General features: G+C 51.8%; 20 protein-coding genes. 6 read left to right on the top strand and 14 right to left on the bottom strand.

The annotated features are described in order from the left end of the window. Positions 1-74: 74 nt before the first annotated feature. The 4 genes from ACT3RR_RS03735 to ACT3RR_RS03750 form a co-directional block, all read right to left on the bottom strand. Positions 75-494, bottom strand: coding sequence for a DoxX family protein (locus ACT3RR_RS03735; protein ID WP_154147588.1), 420 nt, complete (start codon positions 492-494; stop codon positions 75-77). A gap of 133 nt (positions 495-627) precedes the next feature. After that, the gene (locus ACT3RR_RS03740; RefSeq protein WP_185687965.1) at positions 628-1,464 is read right to left on the bottom strand and encodes an SDR family NAD(P)-dependent oxidoreductase; all 837 of its coding nucleotides are present in this window, start codon (positions 1,462-1,464) and stop codon (positions 628-630) included. A 40-nt stretch (positions 1,465-1,504) separates the two neighbouring features. After that, the gene (locus ACT3RR_RS03745) at positions 1,505-2,494 is read right to left on the bottom strand and encodes a zinc-dependent alcohol dehydrogenase family protein (protein ID WP_485903186.1); all 990 of its coding nucleotides are present in this window, start codon (positions 2,492-2,494) and stop codon (positions 1,505-1,507) included. 108 nt (positions 2,495-2,602) lie between these two features. Further along, positions 2,603-3,541, bottom strand: a complete 939-nt coding sequence (locus ACT3RR_RS03750) for an NADP-dependent oxidoreductase (protein ID WP_496199769.1) — start codon at positions 3,539-3,541, stop codon at positions 2,603-2,605. A gap of 97 nt (positions 3,542-3,638) precedes the next feature. Between ACT3RR_RS03750 and ACT3RR_RS03755 the strand changes: the two genes are divergently transcribed. Next, positions 3,639-4,526, top strand: coding sequence for a LysR family transcriptional regulator (locus ACT3RR_RS03755; RefSeq protein WP_496199770.1), 888 nt, complete (start codon positions 3,639-3,641; stop codon positions 4,524-4,526). A gap of 38 nt (positions 4,527-4,564) precedes the next feature. Here ACT3RR_RS03755 and umuC read toward each other — a convergent pair whose 3' ends face one another. The 3 genes from umuC to ACT3RR_RS03770 form a co-directional block, all read right to left on the bottom strand. Continuing rightward, a complete protein-coding gene (gene umuC / locus ACT3RR_RS03760; protein WP_353501756.1) occupies positions 4,565-5,827 on the bottom strand; it encodes a translesion error-prone DNA polymerase V subunit UmuC in 1,263 nt (420 codons plus the stop codon). Further along, on the bottom strand, positions 5,827-6,249 hold the full coding sequence (umuD, locus tag ACT3RR_RS03765) for a translesion error-prone DNA polymerase V autoproteolytic subunit (protein ID WP_100936762.1): 423 nt from the start codon (positions 6,247-6,249) through the stop codon (positions 5,827-5,829). Before umuD ends, umuC begins: the two co-directional genes overlap by 1 nt. A 364-nt stretch (positions 6,250-6,613) precedes the next feature. After that, complete coding sequence (locus ACT3RR_RS03770; protein WP_353501758.1) at positions 6,614-7,615, bottom strand: AraC family transcriptional regulator; 1,002 nt, start codon at positions 7,613-7,615, stop codon at positions 6,614-6,616. A gap of 60 nt (positions 7,616-7,675) precedes the next feature. Here ACT3RR_RS03770 and ACT3RR_RS03775 point away from each other — a divergent pair, with 60 nt between their 5' ends. Further along, positions 7,676-8,863, top strand: coding sequence for an MFS transporter (locus tag ACT3RR_RS03775; RefSeq protein WP_496199771.1), 1,188 nt, complete (start codon positions 7,676-7,678; stop codon positions 8,861-8,863). A 67-nt stretch (positions 8,864-8,930) separates the two neighbouring features. On the opposite strand, the gene ACT3RR_RS03780 is transcribed toward ACT3RR_RS03775, so the two are convergent. The 6 genes from ACT3RR_RS03780 to ACT3RR_RS03805 form a co-directional block, all read right to left on the bottom strand. Beyond that, positions 8,931-9,113 carry a hypothetical protein gene (locus tag ACT3RR_RS03780; RefSeq protein WP_353501760.1) on the bottom strand — a complete coding sequence of 61 codons (183 nt, stop codon included), beginning with the start codon at positions 9,111-9,113 and terminating at the stop codon, positions 8,931-8,933. A gap of 79 nt (positions 9,114-9,192) precedes the next feature. Then, positions 9,193-11,370 carry a catalase/peroxidase HPI gene (gene katG, locus ACT3RR_RS03785; RefSeq protein ID WP_437341996.1) on the bottom strand — a complete coding sequence of 726 codons (2,178 nt, stop codon included), beginning with the start codon at positions 11,368-11,370 and terminating at the stop codon, positions 9,193-9,195. Positions 11,371-11,867: 497 nt separating this feature from the next. Next, positions 11,868-12,518, bottom strand: a complete 651-nt coding sequence (locus ACT3RR_RS03790) for a DUF1120 domain-containing protein (protein WP_496199772.1) — start codon at positions 12,516-12,518, stop codon at positions 11,868-11,870. Positions 12,519-12,656: 138 nt separating this feature from the next. After that, complete coding sequence (locus ACT3RR_RS03795) at positions 12,657-13,280, bottom strand: hypothetical protein (protein ID WP_496199773.1); 624 nt, start codon at positions 13,278-13,280, stop codon at positions 12,657-12,659. Between the two features lie 38 nt (positions 13,281-13,318). Next, positions 13,319-15,982: a fimbrial biogenesis usher protein gene (locus ACT3RR_RS03800; RefSeq protein ID WP_353501764.1), complete on the bottom strand. Its 2,664-nt coding sequence runs from the start codon at positions 15,980-15,982 to the stop codon at positions 13,319-13,321. 45 nt (positions 15,983-16,027) lie between these two features. Beyond that, a complete protein-coding gene (locus ACT3RR_RS03805; RefSeq protein ID WP_353501765.1) occupies positions 16,028-16,732 on the bottom strand; it encodes a fimbria/pilus chaperone family protein in 705 nt (234 codons plus the stop codon). 667 nt (positions 16,733-17,399) lie between these two features. On the opposite strand from ACT3RR_RS03805, the gene ACT3RR_RS03810 reads away from it, so the two are divergent. Then, positions 17,400-18,362: a LysR family transcriptional regulator gene (locus tag ACT3RR_RS03810; protein ID WP_353501766.1), complete on the top strand. Its 963-nt coding sequence runs from the start codon at positions 17,400-17,402 to the stop codon at positions 18,360-18,362. Positions 18,363-18,419: 57 nt separating this feature from the next. Continuing rightward, complete coding sequence (locus ACT3RR_RS03815) at positions 18,420-18,689, top strand: hypothetical protein (protein WP_353501767.1); 270 nt, start codon at positions 18,420-18,422, stop codon at positions 18,687-18,689. A gap of 102 nt (positions 18,690-18,791) precedes the next feature. Here ACT3RR_RS03815 and rluF read toward each other — a convergent pair whose 3' ends face one another. After that, on the bottom strand, positions 18,792-19,661 hold the full coding sequence (gene rluF / locus ACT3RR_RS03820; protein ID WP_353501768.1) for a 23S rRNA pseudouridine(2604) synthase RluF: 870 nt from the start codon (positions 19,659-19,661) through the stop codon (positions 18,792-18,794). A gap of 243 nt (positions 19,662-19,904) precedes the next feature. Here rluF and ACT3RR_RS03825 point away from each other — a divergent pair, with 243 nt between their 5' ends. Together ACT3RR_RS03825 and ACT3RR_RS03830 are read left to right on the top strand one after the other, a co-directional pair. Next, positions 19,905-20,483: an NADPH-dependent FMN reductase gene (locus ACT3RR_RS03825; protein WP_496199774.1), complete on the top strand. Its 579-nt coding sequence runs from the start codon at positions 19,905-19,907 to the stop codon at positions 20,481-20,483. 3 nt (positions 20,484-20,486) lie between these two features. Then, positions 20,487-20,642: a XapX domain-containing protein gene (locus ACT3RR_RS03830; RefSeq protein WP_154147579.1), complete on the top strand. Its 156-nt coding sequence runs from the start codon at positions 20,487-20,489 to the stop codon at positions 20,640-20,642. Positions 20,643-20,650 lie beyond the last annotated feature (8 nt).

The following is a 20,650-nucleotide window of genomic DNA, read 5'->3' on the forward strand; positions in this document are numbered from 1 at the left end:
GGGGAGAGTAAATGCAGATGGCAGTTTTTATGTGCTGCCAACTGTTTTTCATTTCAAATTTGTTCTTTCTACTGCTAGCGAGCGTTTCTGTTATCCACGCTAAAGCCGCCAGCGCCGAGGAGGAACAGGGCGATAAAGCCGCCGGACATGGTGACGTTCTTCATCAGCATCAGCTGGCTTTGCATGTCGGGGCCGCTATGGAAAATCAGTCCTGAGATGATGCAGAACCCAAAGTACAGAATGGCGACAATTCTGGTCTGGTAGCCCACTAAAAGAGCCAGACCGCCGCCTAGCTCGGTTAAGATAACTAATGGCAGCAGCGCGGCGGGGACGCCCATAGAGGCCATATATTCGCCGGTCGCGTTATATGCTGAAATTTTACCTATACCGGCAATAATAAAAACGGATGAAAGCACCACTCGCATAAAGACAGACACTAAACCGTAAAAGACTTTATTAGCGATCAAGTCGTTAAACTTTGCGTTTATAGACATTACTGTTTCCTCACTACATTTTGGAATAAAGGCATTAAAATGCACGGCCCGTGGTTAAATAACTTTTCGGCCGAGCAATTAATGCATTAATGATATTTTTAGTTAATTAGTTCTTACTGTGCTGCGCCCACGACTATTTATTCAAAGCATCGTGATTAGCGGGAGGGCTACCATATAAATGACGCAAGGAGTTGGGTAAGTAACCATTGTTATCGGTAATATTATAATGTTTAGCCACTTCAGCCGTCAGTAGGGTACTCCCCGACAAGGTTTTTAGGTTCGGGTCATTAAACAGTCCCCACACGACGCGGCCGCAAAACTCAGGGCTTTCAAAGCCTAATGTGTCACGGAGGTGGCGGGTTTTTGGGTCTGAATCGGCAAGCTCAACCATGGTCTCTGTCGCCACGAAACCGGGCCAAAGGGAGACGGCGGAAACGTTGAAAGGCGCAAAATGCTCGGCGTAGGACGCCGCCAATTTATCCAAGCCCGCCTTTGAAGCGTAATAGGCTGGGTCATGGACTTTCGCATCGGCATAGAAAGAGATATTAACGATCAATCCGCGTTCACCGGCAAGTAATAAGCGTGCCGCATGCCAAGTCGCAATATGGTGAGAGCGCAAACCCACATCCAATATATTGGCAAGGTCGATGGTGGCTTCCCAGAAGGGTTTTACGCCCATTTGGCTATTCAGCGACGTAGCGTTATTGACCAGAATATTGAGATAGCCGTGTTTCTTCTCCACCTGTTTAAACAGGCGTTCTATCTGCTTATCTTTAGACATGTCGCAAACCACACCAATGCCTTGACCACCGGCTTGGGTTATTTCACTGACGACATTGTCGATGGACTCTCGGTCGCGGCCAGTAACATAGACAATCGCGCCCTTGCGGCCCAGTTCTTTGGCGATCCCCTTACCGATGCCCTTGCTTGAGCCGGTAATTACGGCAACGATCTCTTTTTCTTTTTTCATTATTGACTCCTGATGGCAGGGGCTCGGCCCTCATCTTCACTTAAAGAGTGACAACAATTTTGCCGAGTTGAGCATTAGCTTCGAGGTAATGATGTGCCATAACGATCTGTTCAAACTTGAAGGATTTTGCGATAACCGGCTTTAATTCGCCGCGACTCAGCGCCGCCAAAATAAACAGTTTCGCTTTGTCGAGGCGTGCCGGATTGCCGACAATCTCGCTATAAACATATCCCCGGATGGTGAGACCTTTTGGGATAGCCAAACTGGCCGGGAAGGGCGTGATTTCGCCGCTAAGGTTCCCGTACTCAATCAGCGTGCCGCCGGGTGCCAGCATCTCGGCAAGCCTGATCACGCCTTCGCCGCCAACGCAGTCGAAGATAACTCGCGGTGGCTTATCTCCGGTGATCTCTCTCACTTCGGCCACGCTTTCTTCACCCTGAGAGGTGACAACCCAGGATGCACCGACACCCAGTAATGCCTGGCGTTTAGACTCGGTTCTTGAGGTGGCAATCACTTCAGCACCCAGCATGTTGGCGATTTGAATTGCGGCGATACCCACGCTGCTGGAGGCTGCCGTTACCACCACATAATCGCCAGCGGTGATTTTTGCCACATCCACCAGTGCGCCATAGGCCGTGATGTATTGCATCCATGCCGAGGCCGCCTGCTCCCAAGATAAATTTTCCGGAAGTTTCACCACATTGCTGGCCGGGAAATGAATGGTTTCACCATAGGTGGGCCATTTGCCCATATCCAGTGACGGAATAACACTCACGGCATCGCCCGGAATAAAACCTTTTACTTCTGCGCCAATGGCATCGATAACGCCAGCCGCTTCATAACCCATTCGCTGGGGAAATACCGGAGGAAAGCCATATTGGCCGCGACGCAGTAGCGCCTCCGCCCGATTCAAGCCGATAGCCTTGACCTTAATGCTGATTTCATCGGCGGCGAGGGGAGGAAGCTCTACATCTGCAATTTCCAGTACATCTGGCTCACCGACACGATTAAATTGAATGACCCGGGTCATTTTTCTCGCCTCTATAGATAATGCTGCATTTTTAATAAAACGTTTAAGCCAACAATGATTTACTGTTGGCTTTTTTGACATGAAAATAAGTGTGATTTTATATAAGGCTTATTCTTTCATGCGTAATACAGTTTTACCTCGATAGACTCCGCTCTTAACGGAATCCAATGCTAATGAGGCATCATTTAAAGAAAACTCCCTGGGTGGCGTGTAGGGGATTTCACCCTTAGCAATATCTCTTGCAATAGTACTCAATACGGCAGCGTTATATTTCATTTGGAAAAAAGTCCCTTTGCCCGGTTGGCCGTCTGGTTTTTTTCCGGCGATATCAACCGCAACCGCACTTGCAATACGGCCGTTCGGTGACAGAGCGCTCCAGAGAGCTGTCAGGGGTTTCCCACCCACCAAATCAAGAATAAGGTCGACGTCTTTTATCTGCGCTAAAGCCTCTGGGTCGCTATAGTCAATGACCTCCGCGGCTCCCAATGACTTGACATAACTCTTGTTCTTTTTCGATGCCGTGGCGATGACCTTTGCCCCGGCGCGCTGCGCCAATGGAACGGCCAAAGAACCTACGCCACCGGCCGCGCCTTGAATCAACACTGTTTCCCCGGACTTCAAGGCGCCGATATCAAATAATCCGGTCCACGCCGTCAGGCCAGCCACCGGCAGGGTTGCCGCGATGCTGTCGTCTAAATTATCGGGAGTAGGGATTAACAAGTCCGGCGTAGTTTCTATGATTTCAGCAAATGCACCATAGTTAAGCGACTTCCCAATGACGCGATCGCCTACCTTGAAGCTCGTGACGCCTTCGCCCACTTCAATCACATTTCCGGCAAATTCCACACCCAGAACGCAGGGCAGGACTAATGGAAATATATTCTTAAATGTTCCGTCACGCAGTTTCCAATCAAGGGGGTTAATCCCTGCGGCCTTGATTTCTACAATGACTTTGCCGGAAGAGACTTTAGGCCGTGTGATTGGCTCAATTTTAATTGTGTCCTGGGCACCATAACGGTACATAACGGCTGCAAGTGGTTTATTCATGTTTTATCTCCTCAGTTATTTTCAAACTGTACCCGTATCAAAAATAATTAATAAGATGCTAAATTATGAACACCGCGTACCGAAAATGAGACAGTATATGAATATGGATGCCTTGCAGGACTTTATCAGCGTGATCACCCACGGCAGCTTCAGCGCGGCAAGTCGCGCAACGGTGACGCCTAAAGCCTCTATTTCTCGGCGGATCCGCCAGTTGGAAGATGAACTGCAAACACGCTTGTTTGAGCGCACCAACACCGGTTTTGCCTTGACCTCAGAAGGGGCCATGCTATTCGAGCGGGTAAAGCCGCTGGTCAACGAGCTTAACGACATCAAAACGGACATGATGGAACAGACCGCCAGCCCGTCGGGAAAACTGCGCGTTAGCGTTCCTCCCGTTATCGCCTTTGATATTTTGGGCAAAGCGGCTGCGCGTTATAGAGAACTTTATCCATTGGTTGAGCTGGAACTCGTGGCTGACAGCAGACTGGTGGATCCGATTCGCGAGGGTTTTGACGCCGTTCTTCGGGTAAATCCCAAGGTGGATGAAGAGATGATCGGCGTAAAAATATTCCGCGAGACGTTAGTCTTTGTCGCGTCACCACAATACAAAGAGAGGCTGGCTGCGGCAGAGCCCGTCACCGGGCTGCCATTCATCAGTATTGGAACCCACTGGCAACCCACTCAGGTCAGCACGGTTTGGGAAGGGGAGCCAAGAGAGTTTAATGTGAACACCGAGCTGTATATCTCGTCTCCGTTTATCACCCGTTCGACCATTATTTCGGGATTCGGCTCCGCGCTGCTGCCAGAAGCCTTAGTCGCCGATGACATCAAAGCAAACCGGCTAATTTCTCTGGGCGTGAGTGAAGACCCTGAGCTGGCTTTATGGTGTCTCTATCCCAGCAGGCGCTATGTCACCGGGAGGTTAAGAGCTTTTATTGATTTATTGGCGGAAACCTTCGCACAGAGCAAAAGCATTGACCATTAACGGCTCGAAAGGATAACCCGGCACCAAGCTCGGGTTAGCTATTTCGCCACCGGCAGGTCCGCGTATCGGGTGGTGTAAGCAGGGGAAAGCATGTCACGTTTCATTGCCCAGCTTTTCTGGATGCCTTGTCCTGCGAACCATAATTTACCTTTGCCACTCTGGTTCAGGCCATCGACGACGCGCATTAGTGCTTCGCTGTTGGCCTGCGGCTTGAATTCGTCAAATAGGTTCAGTTGCGAGATGCCCTGACTGAAGAAGTCGCCCAGCATCACGCCGGCTTTCATATATCGCGGCCCGTCCAACCAGATGCTATCAAGGGCATTCATGGCAACGCGGACAATATCGCGCGTATCGTTTGATGGCGTTAACAGCTTGCCCATTGCCTGATTCCCGTAAAAGGTTTCGCCAACGGCATGCGGGCTGCTGCGGACAAATACGGCGATCTGCCGGCAGTACTGTTTTTCGCTACGCAGCTTTTCGGCGGCCCGTTCGGCATAGGAGCAGACCGCCTGGCGCATATCGGCATACTCTGTGACGCGATAACCAAAGGAGCGAGAACAGACGATCTGCTGTTTGGTGGGCGCGAACTCTTCCATCTCGAGGCAAGGCTCTCCGCGCAGTTCCCGCACTGTGCGCTCCAGCACCACGTTGAAGTGTTTGCGAATGACGTAGGTGCTTTGCTCCGACAGGTCTTTAGCCGTCAGGATACCCATGGCATTCAGCTTCTTGCTGATGCGTCGGCCCACGCCCCATACGTCCTCTACCAGCGTTAGCGCCAGCAGTTTTCGCTGGCGTTCGACGTTCGACAGGTCCACCACGCCGCCCGTTTGCGGCCACTTCTTCGCCGCGTGGTTGGCCAGCTTTGCCAAGGTCTTGGTGGGAGCAATGCCGACACCCACGTTCAGATGCGTGTCGCGCTTGACGCGATCCCGGATCTCCCGCCCGAACTCTTCCAAACTCCGGCTGTTGCGAAACCCGGTCAGGTCAAGAAAAGCTTCATCAATGCTGTATATCTCAACCGACGGCGCTAGCTCCTCCAGCGTGGTCATCACTCTGCTGCTCATGTCCGCGTACAGCGCATAATTAGAGCTAAATACGTGGATTTTATGCTTCTTTATCTCATCTTTTATTTTGAAATAAGGCGCGCCGGTACGGATCTCTAAGACTTTAACTTCGGCTGAACGGGCAATCACACAGCCATCATTATTGCTGAGGACCAGCACTGGTTTGCCGCGCAAATCAGGTCTGAATACCGTCTCGCAGCTGGCATAAAATGAGTTCACATCAACGAGCGCGAACATTAGCGCCTCAAGGTCATGATGGAGTGCTTCACGACGCCAAAGATTTCAAACTGATCCGGCTCGGTGATCGGGATGATGGCGTGGGCTGCATTCATCGGCTTCAGGTGCAGAAAGGGTCTTACCATCAACTGCTTAACGGTGAATTCCCCCGACAGTGCAGCCACAATAATGTCGCCATGCTCGGCTTTGATGGAGCTGTCGACAATCAGCATGTCGCCATCCTTAATGCCCGCATCAACCATGGAGTCGCCGCTCACCTTAATGAAATAGGTCGAGCTAGGGTGGCTCACCAGCAGATTGTTCAGGTCAAGGCGCTGCTCAACATAGTCCTGCGCGGGGGAAGGAAACCCGCAGGGAACGCGATCAATGAACAGCGGCAACTCTGACACGGCGCGGATGTCCGCAGGCTTGAAAAACTCCATGGTTCTACTCTCAACGGTAACTGTGTTTATATACAGTATTATTGATCTGCGTGATGGATCAAGTCGATTTAGAGCCGTTTGGATAAAGGCCTTGTCAGCAAAGGGAATTTAGTTGGGAGCCTAATGGCGAGCCTCTGAAACAAGATCCTGCTGTCGGTGAGTTACTGTCAATTTGACCGTGGTGAGATTAATTATTCTAAAAATCAATGAAATAACTATTTCTACACTGGTTGCTTTCCCTATACCAACAAGTCCCTTAATGATTGAAAGGTAAGAAGATGGCGATACTGGGAAATACGCGATTTTCACGGACAGAGTACAAAACCCTGCGAGGCAGCAGAGGGTGGGAACAAACCTTCTCGCGTCACTCGCTGAAAAGCTGCCGACTGGCACCGGGGGATTGCCCGGTAATGCGTTTGAACGCCCGGCTGAACGCCGCCTGCGAGGTATAACCCAGACGCTGAGCCACGGTTTCTATCGACAACCTTTCTTGAGTCAGTAGCTGATTAGCCAGCCGCATTCTTAATTCTGCCACATAGCGCAGCGGCGGCACGCCGATAGTGTCGCTAAAGCGTCCGGCGAACACCGAGCGCGAAGTATGGGATTCCGCCGCCAGTTCGGCCACGGTCCAGTCTCGGCCCGGTTGCCGATGCAGCGCCAATATAGCGCGTGCCAGCCGGGGATCGCGCAGTGCCGCCACCAACCCCGACGCGTTATCACACCCGCACTCGACCCAGCCGCGCACCATCATCGCCGCGACCACGTCTGCCAGCCTCGCCAGAATGCCCGCAAAGCCAATGCGTCCGGCACAAATCTCGCGCTTCATCGCGTCAAGCATCGGCACTAAGTCGGAATAACGCGCCCCCGTGACGTCAGCCACCATGATGTCCGGCATCAGTTTGCCCAGACTCTGCATGCCGCCAAGGTCAAACTCCATGCAGCCATAGAACAGTACGGCGCTTGGGATAGGATGGGTGCTCGGGCAGGTGTTCACGCCGCTGACATTATCGCCGAGCGGAGCCGCGGCGAGGGTGTCGATGCCCTGCACCGGCAGGTCAGGGGCGGAGAGCAACTGATGAGCACTGCCCTGCGGCAGCAATACCGCATTACCCGCAGACAGCCGGTGCAGGGTGCCGTCGTGAGTGCGCAGGAAGGCCGATCCCACGGCCAAAAAGTGGAAATAGGCGTGGCCCGGCCGGCTTTCAAACGCCAGACCAAAATCAGGCCCGGTTTGAATGCGGCGATATCGCACGCCGCGCAGGCGCATGCCGGTCAGCAGCTCGCTTATCAGATCCGACGACAGCGCAAATTGTTCGTGTTCCGTCATTTCAGGTGTTTTGGTCAAAGATTCAGGAGTGACCATCATAGATCATCCTAAGCCTTCTTCCTAGAATTTCGCTCTACGATTCTTTAAGGGAAGTTTTCCATGAGTAATAACCGTTGTGATGCCGTAGCGGCAGGCCAGATTGAACCCGCCTCCGCCGCGTGGGTGGCCGTGTTTTCACTGGCGATGGGGGTGTTTGGGCTATTAACGGCGGAGTACCTTCCCGCCAGCTTGTTGACGCCGATGGCCGCTGACCTTGGCGTTTCTGAGGCGCTGGCCGGGCAGGCCGTCACCGTGACCGCCGTCGTGGCGCTGTTTGCCGGGCTGTTGGTGCCACGGCTGACGCGCACCTTAGATCGCCGCCTGGTACTGCTGAGTTTCACCCTGCTGATGATTGTCTCCAACCTGCTGGTGGCCTTATCGTCCAGCCTGACAATTGTTTTAATCATGCGCATCCTGCTGGGGATTGCGCTCGGAGGGTTCTGGAGTATGGCGGCGGCGGTTGCCATGCGTCTGGTCCCGGAAAAAAGGGTGCCGCGCGCGCTGTCGATTATCTTCAGCGGCATTGCGGTGGGCACGGTCGTCGCCGTCCCACTCGGAAGTTACCTCGGCGGGCTGTATGGTTGGCGCAGTGCGTTTGTGGCCGCCGCCGCCGTGGGCGCAATCACGCTGGTTTTCCAGTGGTGCACCTTGCCACAGATGGCGGCGCGAAAACTGCTGAAAACCGCGTCAGTGCTGGCGTTGCTTCGCCGGCCCGGTATCAGCATTGGCATGTTTGGCTGCGTGCTGGCCCACACCGGGCAGTACGCGTTGTTTACCTATATTCGACCTGCCTTAGAAAGCGTGGTGCAAATAGATGTCGACGGTTTGGCACTGATGCTGCTCGGCTTCGGTATTGCCAACTTTGCCGGCACGCTGTTGGCCGGGTGGGTGATGGAACGCAGCCTGCGGGCCACCTTGGTCATCATGCCGTCGCTGGTGGGCATTGCCGCGCTGGCGATGGTTTCTCTGCCGGTTCAGGCCACGGGCCTGATGCTGCTAGTGGCACTGTGGGGGCTGGCTTTCGGCGGCATCCCCGTCGCCTGGTCAAACTGGGTGGCGCGATCCTTACCCGATCAGGCCGAAAGTGCAGGGGGCATGGTGGTTGCGGCAGTGCAATCCTCCATCGCTGCAGGCGCGGCTTTGGGCGGGCTGGTGTTTGGATTTAGCGGCGTCAGCGGGGTCTTTGTGGTTTCTGGACTAGTGATGTTGCTAGCCGCGCTGGTGATTGCATTACGGGTAAAAGGCTAGGGGGAGAAGTGCGCAAAGGGGGCAATAGGGAGTGGCGTGGCCGGGCAGCACGGTGTCACGCAGAGACTTAATCCCTCACCAAATGCTGAAATTCGGCCTTCTTCAGCCCGGTGATGGCTTCAATATCTTGTAAGGAGAGGCCCAGCTGAGAAAGGCTGGTGATCCTCTGATGATCCAGCGAGTGGGAACAGATAACGCGAAGCTCGCCATGGTTGCCTTGGGGATTGAAGTCCAGTTGTTCTGCGGGCATGGTCACTCCTTCTCTATCGTTGTAGCATCGTTATGGTCGTAAAAAAAGGGGGATGGCGACATCCCCCGATTAACAACAACTAGATATCGAATCTGTCCAGATGCATCACTTTGCTCCAGGCGGCAACAAAGTCTTTCACAAACTTCTCTTTGGCGTCGGCGCTGGCGTAAACCTCGGCAATTGCACGCAAAACGGAGTTAGAGCCGAAAACAAGATCCGCGCGGCTGGCGGTAAATTTCACCTCGCCGGTCACGCGATCGCGGCCTTCAAACAGCTGTTTCGCGCCATCAATGGCTTTCCACTCATTACGCATGTCGAGCAGATGAGTAAAGAAGTCAGCATTAAGTTCCCCCACGTTATGGGTGAAAATCCCGTGACGGCTGCCGTCGAAGTTGGCACCCAAGGCTCTTAACCCACCCACTAACACGGTGAGTTCAGTGACGGTCAGGGTCAGCTGCTGGGCTTTATCAATCAGCAGGTTTTCCGTCGCGCCGTGCAGGGTGTTTTTCAGGTAGTTGCGGAAGCCGTCTGCCTTAGGTTCGAGCAGGTTGAAAGATTCCACATCCGTTTGCTCCTGACGCGCATCGACGCGGCCTGCGACAAACGGCACTTCGATGGTCACGCCTGCGGCTTTCGCAGCTTGCTCCACGCCCACAATACCCGCCAGCACGATGATGTCGGCCAGAGAGGCTTTGTGGAACTGCTGCTGAATGCCTTCCAGCGTTGGTAACACGCGAGCCGCCGTGGCGTTAACTTCCCACTCGCGCTGTGGCAGCAGCGCGAGGCGCGCGCCGTTGGCTCCACCGCGTTTATCACCACCACGGAAGGTAGAAGCAGAAGCCCATGCCACCGAGGTCAGTTCGCTAACGGTCAGACCAGAATCAGCAATCTTCTCTTTCAGGAAGGCGATATCGCCGCTGGTTGGCTGATAGGTGGCTTCCGGCAGTGGATCTTGCCAAATCAGGTTTTCAGCCGGGACTTCAGGCCCGATGTAGCGCGCCTTTGGCCCCATATCGCGGTGAGTCAGCTTGTACCAAGCGCGGGCAAAGGCTTCGTTGAAGGTCTGCGGATCGTTGAGGAAGCGACGAGAGATCTTCTCGAACTCAGGGTCGAAGCGCAGCGTCAGGTCGGTAACGAGCATGGTCGGCTTGTGTTTTTTCGACGTATCAAAGGCGTTAGGAATGATGTCTGGGGCATCCACGGCTTCGAACTGGATCGCGCCCGCAGGGCTGCGGGTCTGCACCCATTCGTATTTGAACAGGTTCTCGAAGAAGTAGTTGCTCCACTGGGTCGGGGTCTGGGTCCAGGTCACTTCCAGACCTGAGGAGATAGCATCCGCGCCGGAACCTGAGCCGTAGCTGCTGTTCCAGCCAAAGCCTTGGGCTTCGATCGGGGCGGATTCCGGGTCAACGCCAACATGGTCGGCGGAGCTGGCACCGTGAGTTTTACCCAGCGTGTGACCACCGGCAATCAGGGCCACGGTCTCTTCGTCGTCCATACCCATGTTGCCGAAGGTAGCGCGAATAGCCGAAGCAGCGGAAGCCGGGTCGCCGCTGTGCTCTGGGCCTTCCGGGTTAACATAAATCAGGCCCATTTCGGTGGCGCCTAGTGCGCCCTGAGCCAGTGATTCCGGGTGACGATGCTCAAGCCAGGTCTTCTCGCCGCCCCAGTTGATATCCTGATCTGGCTCCCAAACGTCTTCACGCCCGGCACCAAAACCAAAGGTGCGAAAACCTGAATTTTCCAGCGCGACGTTACCCGCCAGAATATACAGGTCGGCCCAAGAGATTTTCTGGCCATACTTCTGTTTTACCGGCCACAGCAGGCGGCGTGCTTTGTCGAGGCTTACGTTGTCTGGCCAAGAGTTGAGGGGAGCGAAACGTTGCTGACCGCGACCCGAGCCGCCGCGACCGTCAACAGAACGGTAGGTACCTGCGCTGTGCCAAGCCATACGAATGAACAGCCCGATATAGCTACCCCAGTCGGCTGGCCACCAAACCTGAGAGTCGGTTAATAGGGTTTTGATATCGGCTTTAAGCGCGTAGTAGTCGAGCTTTTGGAACTCTTTACGGTAATCAAAATCTTCACCTAAAGGATTAGAACGGTCGGAGTGCTGATTTAAAATGTCGACTCTTAACTGGCTTGGCCACCAGTCTCTATTATTTGTCCCGCCGCCAGCAGTTTCATTAGGCTTCGCTTGATGAAACGGACATTTACCGGGAGATGACTCGCTCTTGTTATCAATTAATTCGCTCACTTGCATACCCTCTTTATGGATGTTTCATCATTAAGATAGCCAAGCGAATGATTAAGCGATAGCCGCCTTATTCTATGGATTTGATAGTTGTTTCCAACCATTAGGAATAGTGACTCACAAGGTATTAGCGAAAAAAACTACACATAAATTTAATAATTAAAATATTTTTTTGAAAAAGAAAAAACTTTATGCGCTTTAAAGCTGAACTGTTACATATGGCGTTAGGAATTTAGGTATGGTCAACGCCACCATTACCAGCGTAGGTATCTATGCTCCCTGAGTCACCGCCTCTTTAACCTGCAAATTAGCACTCGGGCCGGCAAAGACGGAGGAGGCAGTGGTCATCAGGCAGGCGATGGAGGTCATTTTCAGGACTGATTTCATGTTAATACTCTCCATATTTGGTTTTCCATATTAGTTGTTTTCCTTTTATCGCGTCTTTAATCCGGCCCGCTTATTTCGGCGAGCCGAATTAACCATATTAACCTTTAAGGCTTTTACAGATATTCAAAATTAATGGTGGCGTTGCCGTCCAGATTAGCCGTCTCGGTAATGCCGCGCAGGTCAGCGCTGAGGGCCGGCGTGGCCTTCAGATCGAAGGTGAACACGGTGGCCTCTTTCGGCGCGGTGGTGCCGGTTGTTGCGTAGGTCAGGTACTGACGCGCGGTGTTGTTGTTGAGCAGGGTGTCGAGGGTCATTTTGCTCCACGCGGTTTTATCCGAGCTCATCAGCAGGTCGCCGGCGGTGGCGTCGCCGTTGATGGCGGAGATGCTCAGGCCGTAGGAGCCGATGTTGACATCGCCCGCTTTGCCCAGGCCAAACGCCGTGGTCGCCGACGTTGGCTCATTGCTGTGCGCCCCCACGGAGTCCGCGCGGTTGTCAACAAAGCTCATCGCCACTTTGGTGGCGCCGGTGCAGGTGACGGTGGCGGTAACGGAGCGCGCCGCCAGCGCCAGAGTGCCGGTATTTGGCAGTTGGTCGACAGAGGTTGCGCCAAAGTCGATAATGCCGCCGTTACCCAGAACCGGCGTACAGGCACCCGGGGTGATGGTGCCGGTGATGCGCAGGGTCGCGGTCGGGCCAGCGAAGGCGGAGGTGGCGGCTGCCATCAGGCAGGCGATAGCGGTCATTTTCAGGGCTGATTTCATGTTAATACTCTCCATTTGTTTAACTTTCCATTTAAGACAGCAATAAAAACCATGGTTTTTATTTAACTGTTAATAAGTGCTCTGCGTTTAACGCAGGGTACTCACTGCTTCTTTTACAACGCTTTTCACTACTTCGGCTTAATTCACGGGTACTAATTCAATATTGAGCAACTCTTCTTGCACATAAGCGTCCGGTACCACAAAAGCTGACTCCATTAGGTAAGGAGTGATGGTGAGTACGGCATTCAAATTCGTTCCTTGCAGGCTGCTAGTGTCACCAATGGTGATCTCATCATCTGAACTTAAGGTTTGGCTGTCTGCGATAGCAGGAGCAATAGCCACGCCTTTATGCTTGGTTTTTGTCAGTTGCACGGCATTACCGTCGAGCACTGCTGAACTCAAGATGGCGCTGACTTTGCCTTTTTGACCAAATGAGAAGTCACCATCATTTAGACGGTTGCCAGTGAAGCGCAAATGCATCTTTTCTGCCTGTGGACAGATGATCGTAAGGTTGCTACTACGCGGAGTCAGCGCTGTGGCATTTCCTTGCGCAGTGCTAACAAAAGTTTGGCGGCTTTTGAGCAACTCACCGTAGCTTTGCCCGCTAGGGGAGAGCGTTATCGTGCAGTTATTGATATCAGCCTGGGCTGGCTCGCTGACCAGCATGGTGCAGGCCAGCGCCAGTAGCATGATGATCACATAACCGGCGTCTCCCTTAAGTTTGGGGGCTTTGGTTTTCAATATATTTCTAAATTTTTGCATGTCTTTATCTCCTGTGGGCGATAGCAGTTAGCTGGCCTTTATTCGGCCAGGCAGGTTGCGCCTACGTTTTCATAGAATTCATTCAGATCGGGCGTGTCGCTAAGCGAGAATTTAAGTTTGCACTTATGGCCGGCATCATCCGTCAGGGCGAACAGATCACCTGCGTTGGCTACGTCAGTCACAAACACCACGCCGTCTTCCACCGCAGTGGTGACGTACTGGTTGTTCCTGTCGAAAATTACCGCGCCTTTCTGGACGAGTTTGCCGTCTGGCATCGTCAGCTTCAGCATGACCCTTCTGACAGTCAGCACGCCAAAATGCAGTTTGCTCACCGAGCCGTGCCCGGCACTCAGAGATTTCATCCCGTTGTTCACATCAACGTTTTTCGGCAATGTTTCGGTATTGACCATCACGTTAGAGTTTTTATATGGACTGAGGGAAGGCACGACAGCCTGACCCCACTTATCTGTCCATACCGTGCCTTGTGGCGTGCTGATTTCTACTCCAGACACATTATTGCCAAGTGAGGCAATGCCGAAGGTATCCTGCACAGCATAAGGAGAGAAGGTTACGCCGCCGCTGTGGGCTACAATTGCACCATCAAGCGTCGCAGATCTATTACGACTATTGTCCGAGTCTCCACCCGCATTCACGCTAAGTCGCGTGTAATGCAGGTTGGCGTTCAGGCCGCCATTAACGCTGTTTTTGCTACCCGGATTGGCATTTTCAGCCGACACGGTGTAACCCAGATCGCGCGTAATATTGCCCGCTGTCTGCATGCCGTAGCTGGTGTCTTGACCATCGTTACGTGCATAGCTGTTGAGGCTTTGTTTACCAAACGGAATGCTAACGTTGATGTAAAAAGTGTCGCCCCGGTCGTCATTGTAATTCTGGTAATTATTGGTATTGCTGCTACTCCGGTTGTTGTTACTGTCAATTTCGTGCTGCCAGTTAGCGCTCACCGAAGCGTACTTAAAGGTCTTACTCCATGAAGCAATGACGCGTTTGGAGTCGCTGCTGCTGTCAAAACCCACTGATCGGGAATAGCCCAGAGAGAAGCTACCCATGATGTCGTTTGACCAACCGGTGGAGAGCGAGTAGTCGTTTTTGGTATGGCTGCTCTTATCGTCCTGAACATAGGTGTCTTGTAGGTCACGATAGCCCTGGCTGTTCTGCGTGCCGGACACATTGAAACTCAGTTGATAAGGCGCGGCATAGCTGGCAGAGAGGGTGAGCTGCTCGCCTCTATTGTTGTTACGTTTATCAGCGGCGCTTAGCACTTTGGCGCTCAGCATGAGGTCTTTGATTGGCAAAAGGTCAACGCCGCCCGCCACGGCCTGATATTGATTAGCCCCCATCAGACCTGCGTTGAGGTTCATATACTTGGTGGCTTTCCAGCCATTGGAAACAGTGGCAAGCCACGGATCGCCAAAATTGGTATCAACGTCACGTACTTTACCTACCGCCATGGACATCCCTTGAGGGCGGCCAAGATTGGTCCCTGAAAGGCTGGCTGCGGGGACGGTAAAATGGCTAGTGGAGCCGGAGGACTCAGTGATGGTGACATTCAGATCGGTGTTAGCACTAATAACAGGGACGTTGTCCAACGTGAACGGGCCTGCCGGAACCAGCGTCGAATAAATCAGTGCACCGGACTGTTTGATATCTACACGTGCCTGCGATGTTTGTGCCAAACCTGTGACGGTCACGCCACTGCCGCCGTCTCCATCAAGGGCGGTTTCCGGTATCAGTTGCGCACCGTTAATGGCGCTCCCAGAGAACAGCGTGCTGCTGACGTTAATCTGCCCGATCTGGGCAATTTTTTTGATGCCAGTGAAGGAGTGCTGGGCATAGGTGTAGAGGGAATCCCTGGTTACCTTGCCGTCACTATCGCTGACCATCTGCTTACTGCGCAGTAACCAATCGGAGATATTGAAACCCGCTTCGAACATCCCTTGGTTGTACTTGCTGCTACCACCGTCAAAACTATTGTTACTGGTAAACAGTGAGTAGTTAAGAAGAGCTGCCGTGCCGCCAGTATTGTAGTTACCGGTCTGCATGGACAGGGGCTGAAGTGCTTCTGGCGGAGTCACCAGCTCAATGCGGTCTTCACTCGGATAGAGGCTAAATGCGGTACCGGGAAAAGCGTTCGCATAGTCGTAGCACACCCCAGCATCATCTTTTGCAGGGATGCCTTCAGGTAACAGAATATCAACGGGAGCTGCATCGGCAGTTGGCTGACCTTTCTGCTCAGGGAGTGGCTCGGTGGGTTGAACCGGCGTGGAATGCACGTCTTTGGGTATTTTCAGACCAGCAGCTTCTAAAAAGGCGCGATCAACGCAGGGTTGCCCCTGAGAATCAAAGGTGACCGAAATATTGCCTTTCGGATTACCGTTTAATGAAAATGACACTAACTTACGACCGGGCGAAAAGCGTGCAGCTCGGGCAAAGTATTTAGCGATAGAGGGGTCGACGCCGCGAGAGCGTAGCGTTTCCATATCAAAATTTAATGCCAAATCACTGCCCGAGTCTGAGGGGGTGATGGCTGCGGTCTCTATAGGTGCAGGGCTTGGTGTCACTGCGGCCATCGCGACTGGGTCTTTGCTGGCTTGAATCTCTCTTGCCATTTCACCAGCCCGGACATCGTACGAGCCGCCGGCTAATGCCGCCGCAATGAGCAACGACAGGTGCGTCTTTTTCATTTTGCTTTCATCCATCCTTGAGAACTGATATCCCTGATATGAAAATCATTTCAGCGTGGCGATGTAGCTTCCTGCATCAAAGCCGAAACGTGATGATGGGAAAATTTTCACTTGTTTGTCAGAAGTGGCGGAAGCCAGGTTGATGCTGAGCGTCTCGCCCGGGAGGATGAAGGTCTTGCCAAGAGTGCCTGCGATATTGGATGGCTGAGTCAGCACCTGCGGTGACATACGCACGACATAGGCGCTCGGATTGGTAACTTTCAGAACTTTACCTTCAGCCTTCCACTCCAGTTTTTCCCACGGTGTAGTGAATTCCGGCAGGCCTTTCGGATGAATGATGACCGGCAGATTCTGGCGAATGGTGGTGGTGATTTGCTTTTTACCCACGGCCTTGGCCTGCGGGATCCCTTCGAAGATAACGCGTTTGTATTGTTCAACTTGCAGCGGAGCCGTGGTGTTCAAGACAAAGCGCACACGCTGGGTCTGGCCCGCTTCGAGGCGCACAATTGGCTGTGTCGCAACCAGCATGACCCCTTTGTTGCTGCTGCCATCAGTTTCCTGAATGGTGGTGTAGAGCAGGGCAGCCTTGTCGTCAGTATTTTTGACGTTCATGCTGCCGCCGCCATCAGCTTCATCAATAAGCAAAACTGAGGTTTCTGGAACCATGCCGGTGGCGTGAGTCAGCGCAGGGGTTAATGCTAACAAAGCGCCAGTAATCATGAGGCTGCAACAAGTCATTTTACTTTTCATGAATGCCTTTCTCTTAATAATGGAGTCGCGTAACACAACGTAATAGCCCAGCTTTCATCAATGTGATCGAGCGATTTGTTATTAAGTTGGCTGCGTAAACTAAAGGTAAAAGATGATTAATAGTTACTTCTTAAATAGAATCACCCAATAAGATCTTTAGTGCATATTTATATCTGCACTGAGTTAATTTGCATGATCATCCACCAAAATACAAATATTGTGAACCCGCAATAATACGAAAAGCGTTTTCGTAATTTATGAATTAGCCATAAAAAAACAAACCTTGATAATCTCGAAAAATCATTTTGGTATAGCTATCATGCGGTTGTATTTGTTAAATGAATAACATGTCATTTACATTTATTAAGTTGTGGTATAGCAAATTGAGATGCAGTTTTTTATTAAATTACTCATTCTTTTAATGTGGGAATAATTGTAGTTAGAATAGATGGATAACCTCTGTACTGAGCCTAGAATAAAACATTAATTTTTTTTCGATTCCACTAAAGAAGACTATGAAAAGGGTCGCTTTTACCTATGGCAAAACCAGGTGCAGCGATCTTAATCATGAAGGTTAGGTTTAAGAATTTATGACTCAGAGTGCTAACCGCCAAATCTATATTTTGTGAATATATAATTTTTAACAATATTTTCCTGGAGAACAGAATTGCAAAAGAAACAAAAGAGCGCGGTTAGCCAGTTCGATCTGAATCTAATGAGCGTGTTTGATACAGTTTATCGGCTGAATAGCGTGACCAAGGCTGCTGAAGCAATGGGGCATGCACCATCTTCAGTCAGTCAGTCATTACACAAACTGCGTGAATTTTTTTCTGATCCATTATTTGTGCGCGCGGGTTCTGGACTGGCTCCAACGGCTACGGCAACGGATGTTCATCGCAAGCTGTCCGAAAAATATGACAGTTTGATCGCAAGCCTTGAGGATCTGTCGCAGACAAGTAGTAAAAATCTTCTTATTATTCAATGTCATCCTTATGTTGGATTGCGTATGATGCCGGCCATTGCCTGGTGGATGGAGCAGAATGCGCCCTGTTGTAAGATTGTCCATCGCGAATTGGTTCGTTGCCAGAATACTCCCGAAGATCTGCTCTTACAGCGTGGGGTCAATTTGGTGCTGGATGTTCTCCCTGCCTACAATTTATCTCTTGAAACTCATCGAGTGCTGGAAGAGCAGGCCGTATTTGTTTGTCGGGAGAGGCATCCAAGGCTTGGAAGTTGCATTACTCGGGAGGAGGCGGCATTAGAACGCTTCAGCATGCTGGACTCTTCAGGCATAGATATACAGCGTTTTCAGGTTCACATTAACAAGTCTATTGGTGAACGCAATTTCGCGATAAAAAGTAGTTCACTGATGACTATTCTTTCCGTCATTGAAGCGACGGATATTGTCGGCGTTATTCCCGTTTGGCTCTATGAGCGCCTGAAAGGTAACTTTAAAGTACGAACCCTCACTCAAGCATTCAGTTCCATTCCTATTCCTATTTACATGATGTTTAATAAATCTTCATTAAAAAATGAAATGTTCACCTCATTAACCAAGTGGCTTGAACAACATTTTCATGAGGGGGGCGACACCTTAGGATTTACTCAAGACGCGGTAATAAATAATTAAAACATATAGCCCTATTATCATTAACTTTTAATCATCATCACTAAGAATGGTAGCTGCATGAAATTAATCAATGATGTGACTGAGTTCAGAACATGGCTGATTGAGGAGTTTTATTATTCATCAGAAACTGCGTTGCGCGACATTTCCTCGCCAATTTCGTATGAATTTGATTTCCTGCCGGAAGCAGAGCGACTGTGCCCTAAATTTTTCCCTTGTTTGGTTTATTTAACGACGTCGGATAATCCGAAAGAACCTACTCAGATTAAAGTGATCTCTAAAGAGCAACTTACCGCCTGGGCCAATGAGATGGGACAGCATGTTGCCTGACTGATTTTTCTCCGGCAGGAGAAGAAGGCTTATTGCTTCGCCCGCCTGAGCGGCGGGCAGAGAGTGGGAAAGTGAGCAGTGAGAAATGAAAATGAAAAGGGCTTAACGGCCCTTTTTCTTGCGCCCCGGTTGGGCAAATCGCTTGCGGGAGGCCGCGTTGCCGTCGGGTTTTTCGGCCACTTTAGGTTTGCTGATAGTCGGTTTTTTGGCCGCTGGCTTGGACTGAGGTTTCTTCGCCGGTTTATCTTCTGAAGAAGAGTTTTCAATAAGCTTGAACAGCTCGATCAGCTCGTCGTCGGTCAGGTCACGCCATTCACCCAGCGGAATTCCCTTCAGATTGACGTTCATGATGCGCGTGCGCTCAAGCTTGGTGACTTCATAACCAAAGTGTTTACACATGCGACGGATCTGGCGGTTAAGCCCCTGAACCAGCGTAATGCGGAAGACAAAAGGGGCTTCCTGCTTCACTTTGCATTTCTTGGTCACGGTGCCGAGCATCGGCACACCGGCGCTCATGCCCTGAATGAATTCGTCGGTCACCGGCTTATTCACGGTCACCACGTACTCTTTCTCGTGATTGTTGCCAGCACGCAGAATTTTGTTGACCAGATCCCCGTGGTTAGTCAGGAAAATCAGCCCCTGCGAGTCTTTATCCAGACGGCCAATCGGGAAGACGCGCTTGCTGTGATTGACGAAATCACTGATGTTGTCGCGCTCGCCTTCTTCCATGGTAGTGATAATGCCCACCGGCTTATTCAGTGCGATCAGCACTAAATCTTCTTCATCGCGCGGCTCGATAAGCTGACCGTTAACCTTCACGACGTCACCGGCAAATACCTGAGCGCCAACGGCGGCGCGTTTACCGTTGATAAAAACGTTGCCTTGCTCAATGTAGCGATCGGCGTCACGGCGAGAACAGATGCCGCTCTCGCTAATGTATTTGTTAAGACGAATAGATGAGTTAGTCAGCATGGTTTCTCCGTAAAACGCGGACTATACATTATGCGAGTTAGCTTGCGAAGCCTGTTTGCGGCGAATCGTGCAGGGGATCAACGGGTTGAAATGGCGCGCAAAGCTGCCTTGATGAGGCAATAGGCAGACGATTGGCAATCAGGAAAAACACATTGGCGGATTGGCGAAAGAAACTAATATTTATTGCTTATAAACTTCAGTCATCAACTTACCATCTGGGTAGATGCCTTGACCGGAGTGAACATGAACACAACTTTGAAAGTGGCGGGGATTGCCGGAAGTCTGCGCGCAGGCTCTTTTTCTCACATGATTATGAATACGCTGGCGGAACAACTGCCCGCAGGCGGCTCGCTGCACAATATCGATATCGGCGCACTGCCGCATTACAACGAAGATCTTGAGCGCCACGCCTTGCCGGAATCCGTGGTGACTGCCCGCGCGACGGTCAGTGAGTCCAACGCGGTATTTATCGTCACGCCGGAGTTTAACCACGGTATGCCGGGCGTGCTGAAAAACACGCTGGACTGGCTCTCACGACCGGCTTTTAACAGCCCGATGCTACACAAATATGTGTTCTTTATGACTCATTCGCCGGGGGCGCTGGGCGGCGTGCGTGCGCAATATCAGCTGCGCGAAACCTTGGCATCCATGCACTGTAACTTTGTGCCGATGGGTGAAATTGCCATCCCGCACATCGGGGAGAAGGTCGAAGATAATCGCCTGATTGACCCGCGCAGCGTCGAGTTTATCCGCCAGCAAATGGCGCGGTTTATCGACAAGGCGCAGGCCGCGTCGGCCCAGTTAAATCAGGCTGGGGGCTAAGTGATGCAGATGCTGCTGGCGCTCGGCGCGGGCCTGTTTGTCGGCCTGCTGTTCTCATGGCTGCGCGTGCCTTTGCCTGCACCGCCCACGCTAACCGGCATTATCGGCGCGTTCGGGGTGTTTATGGGCAGCGTGCTATTTCGGCTAATCGTAAGGTAAAAGGTTAA

It is taken from the genome of Ewingella sp. AOP8-B2-18, assembly GCF_052376015.1.
Taxonomy (GTDB): Bacteria; Pseudomonadota; Gammaproteobacteria; order Enterobacterales; family Enterobacteriaceae; genus Ewingella; species Ewingella allii.

What these genes read in the sequence shown, in the direction of transcription:
- ACT3RR_RS03735 (WP_154147588.1), bottom strand. Translation starts at nt 494, where the DNA reads ATGTCTATAAACGCAAAGTTTAACGACTTGATCGCTAATAAAGTCTTT.
- ACT3RR_RS03740 (WP_185687965.1), bottom strand. Translation starts at nt 1,464, where the DNA reads ATGAAAAAAGAAAAAGAGATCGTTGCCGTAATTACCGGCTCAAGCAAG.
- ACT3RR_RS03745 (WP_485903186.1), bottom strand. Translation starts at nt 2,494, where the DNA reads ATGACCCGGGTCATTCAATTTAATCGTGTCGGTGAGCCAGATGTACTG.
- ACT3RR_RS03750 (WP_496199769.1), bottom strand. Translation starts at nt 3,541, where the DNA reads ATGAATAAACCACTTGCAGCCGTTATGTACCGTTATGGTGCCCAGGAC.
- ACT3RR_RS03755 (WP_496199770.1), top strand. Translation starts at nt 3,639, where the DNA reads ATGAATATGGATGCCTTGCAGGACTTTATCAGCGTGATCACCCACGGC.
- umuC (WP_353501756.1), bottom strand. Translation starts at nt 5,827, where the DNA reads ATGTTCGCGCTCGTTGATGTGAACTCATTTTATGCCAGCTGCGAGACG.
- umuD (WP_100936762.1), bottom strand. Translation starts at nt 6,249, where the DNA reads ATGGAGTTTTTCAAGCCTGCGGACATCCGCGCCGTGTCAGAGTTGCCG.
- ACT3RR_RS03770 (WP_353501758.1), bottom strand. Translation starts at nt 7,615, where the DNA reads ATGATGGTCACTCCTGAATCTTTGACCAAAACACCTGAAATGACGGAA.
- ACT3RR_RS03775 (WP_496199771.1), top strand. Translation starts at nt 7,676, where the DNA reads ATGAGTAATAACCGTTGTGATGCCGTAGCGGCAGGCCAGATTGAACCC.
- ACT3RR_RS03780 (WP_353501760.1), bottom strand. Translation starts at nt 9,113, where the DNA reads ATGCCCGCAGAACAACTGGACTTCAATCCCCAAGGCAACCATGGCGAG.
- ACT3RR_RS03790 (WP_496199772.1), bottom strand. Translation starts at nt 12,518, where the DNA reads ATGAAATCAGCCCTGAAAATGACCGCTATCGCCTGCCTGATGGCAGCC.
- ACT3RR_RS03795 (WP_496199773.1), bottom strand. Translation starts at nt 13,280, where the DNA reads ATGCAAAAATTTAGAAATATATTGAAAACCAAAGCCCCCAAACTTAAG.
- ACT3RR_RS03800 (WP_353501764.1), bottom strand. Translation starts at nt 15,982, where the DNA reads ATGAAAAAGACGCACCTGTCGTTGCTCATTGCGGCGGCATTAGCCGGC.
- ACT3RR_RS03805 (WP_353501765.1), bottom strand. Translation starts at nt 16,732, where the DNA reads ATGAAAAGTAAAATGACTTGTTGCAGCCTCATGATTACTGGCGCTTTG.
- ACT3RR_RS03815 (WP_353501767.1), top strand. Translation starts at nt 18,420, where the DNA reads ATGAAATTAATCAATGATGTGACTGAGTTCAGAACATGGCTGATTGAG.
- rluF (WP_353501768.1), bottom strand. Translation starts at nt 19,661, where the DNA reads ATGCTGACTAACTCATCTATTCGTCTTAACAAATACATTAGCGAGAGC.
- ACT3RR_RS03825 (WP_496199774.1), top strand. Translation starts at nt 19,905, where the DNA reads ATGAACACAACTTTGAAAGTGGCGGGGATTGCCGGAAGTCTGCGCGCA.
- ACT3RR_RS03830 (WP_154147579.1), top strand. Translation starts at nt 20,487, where the DNA reads ATGCAGATGCTGCTGGCGCTCGGCGCGGGCCTGTTTGTCGGCCTGCTG.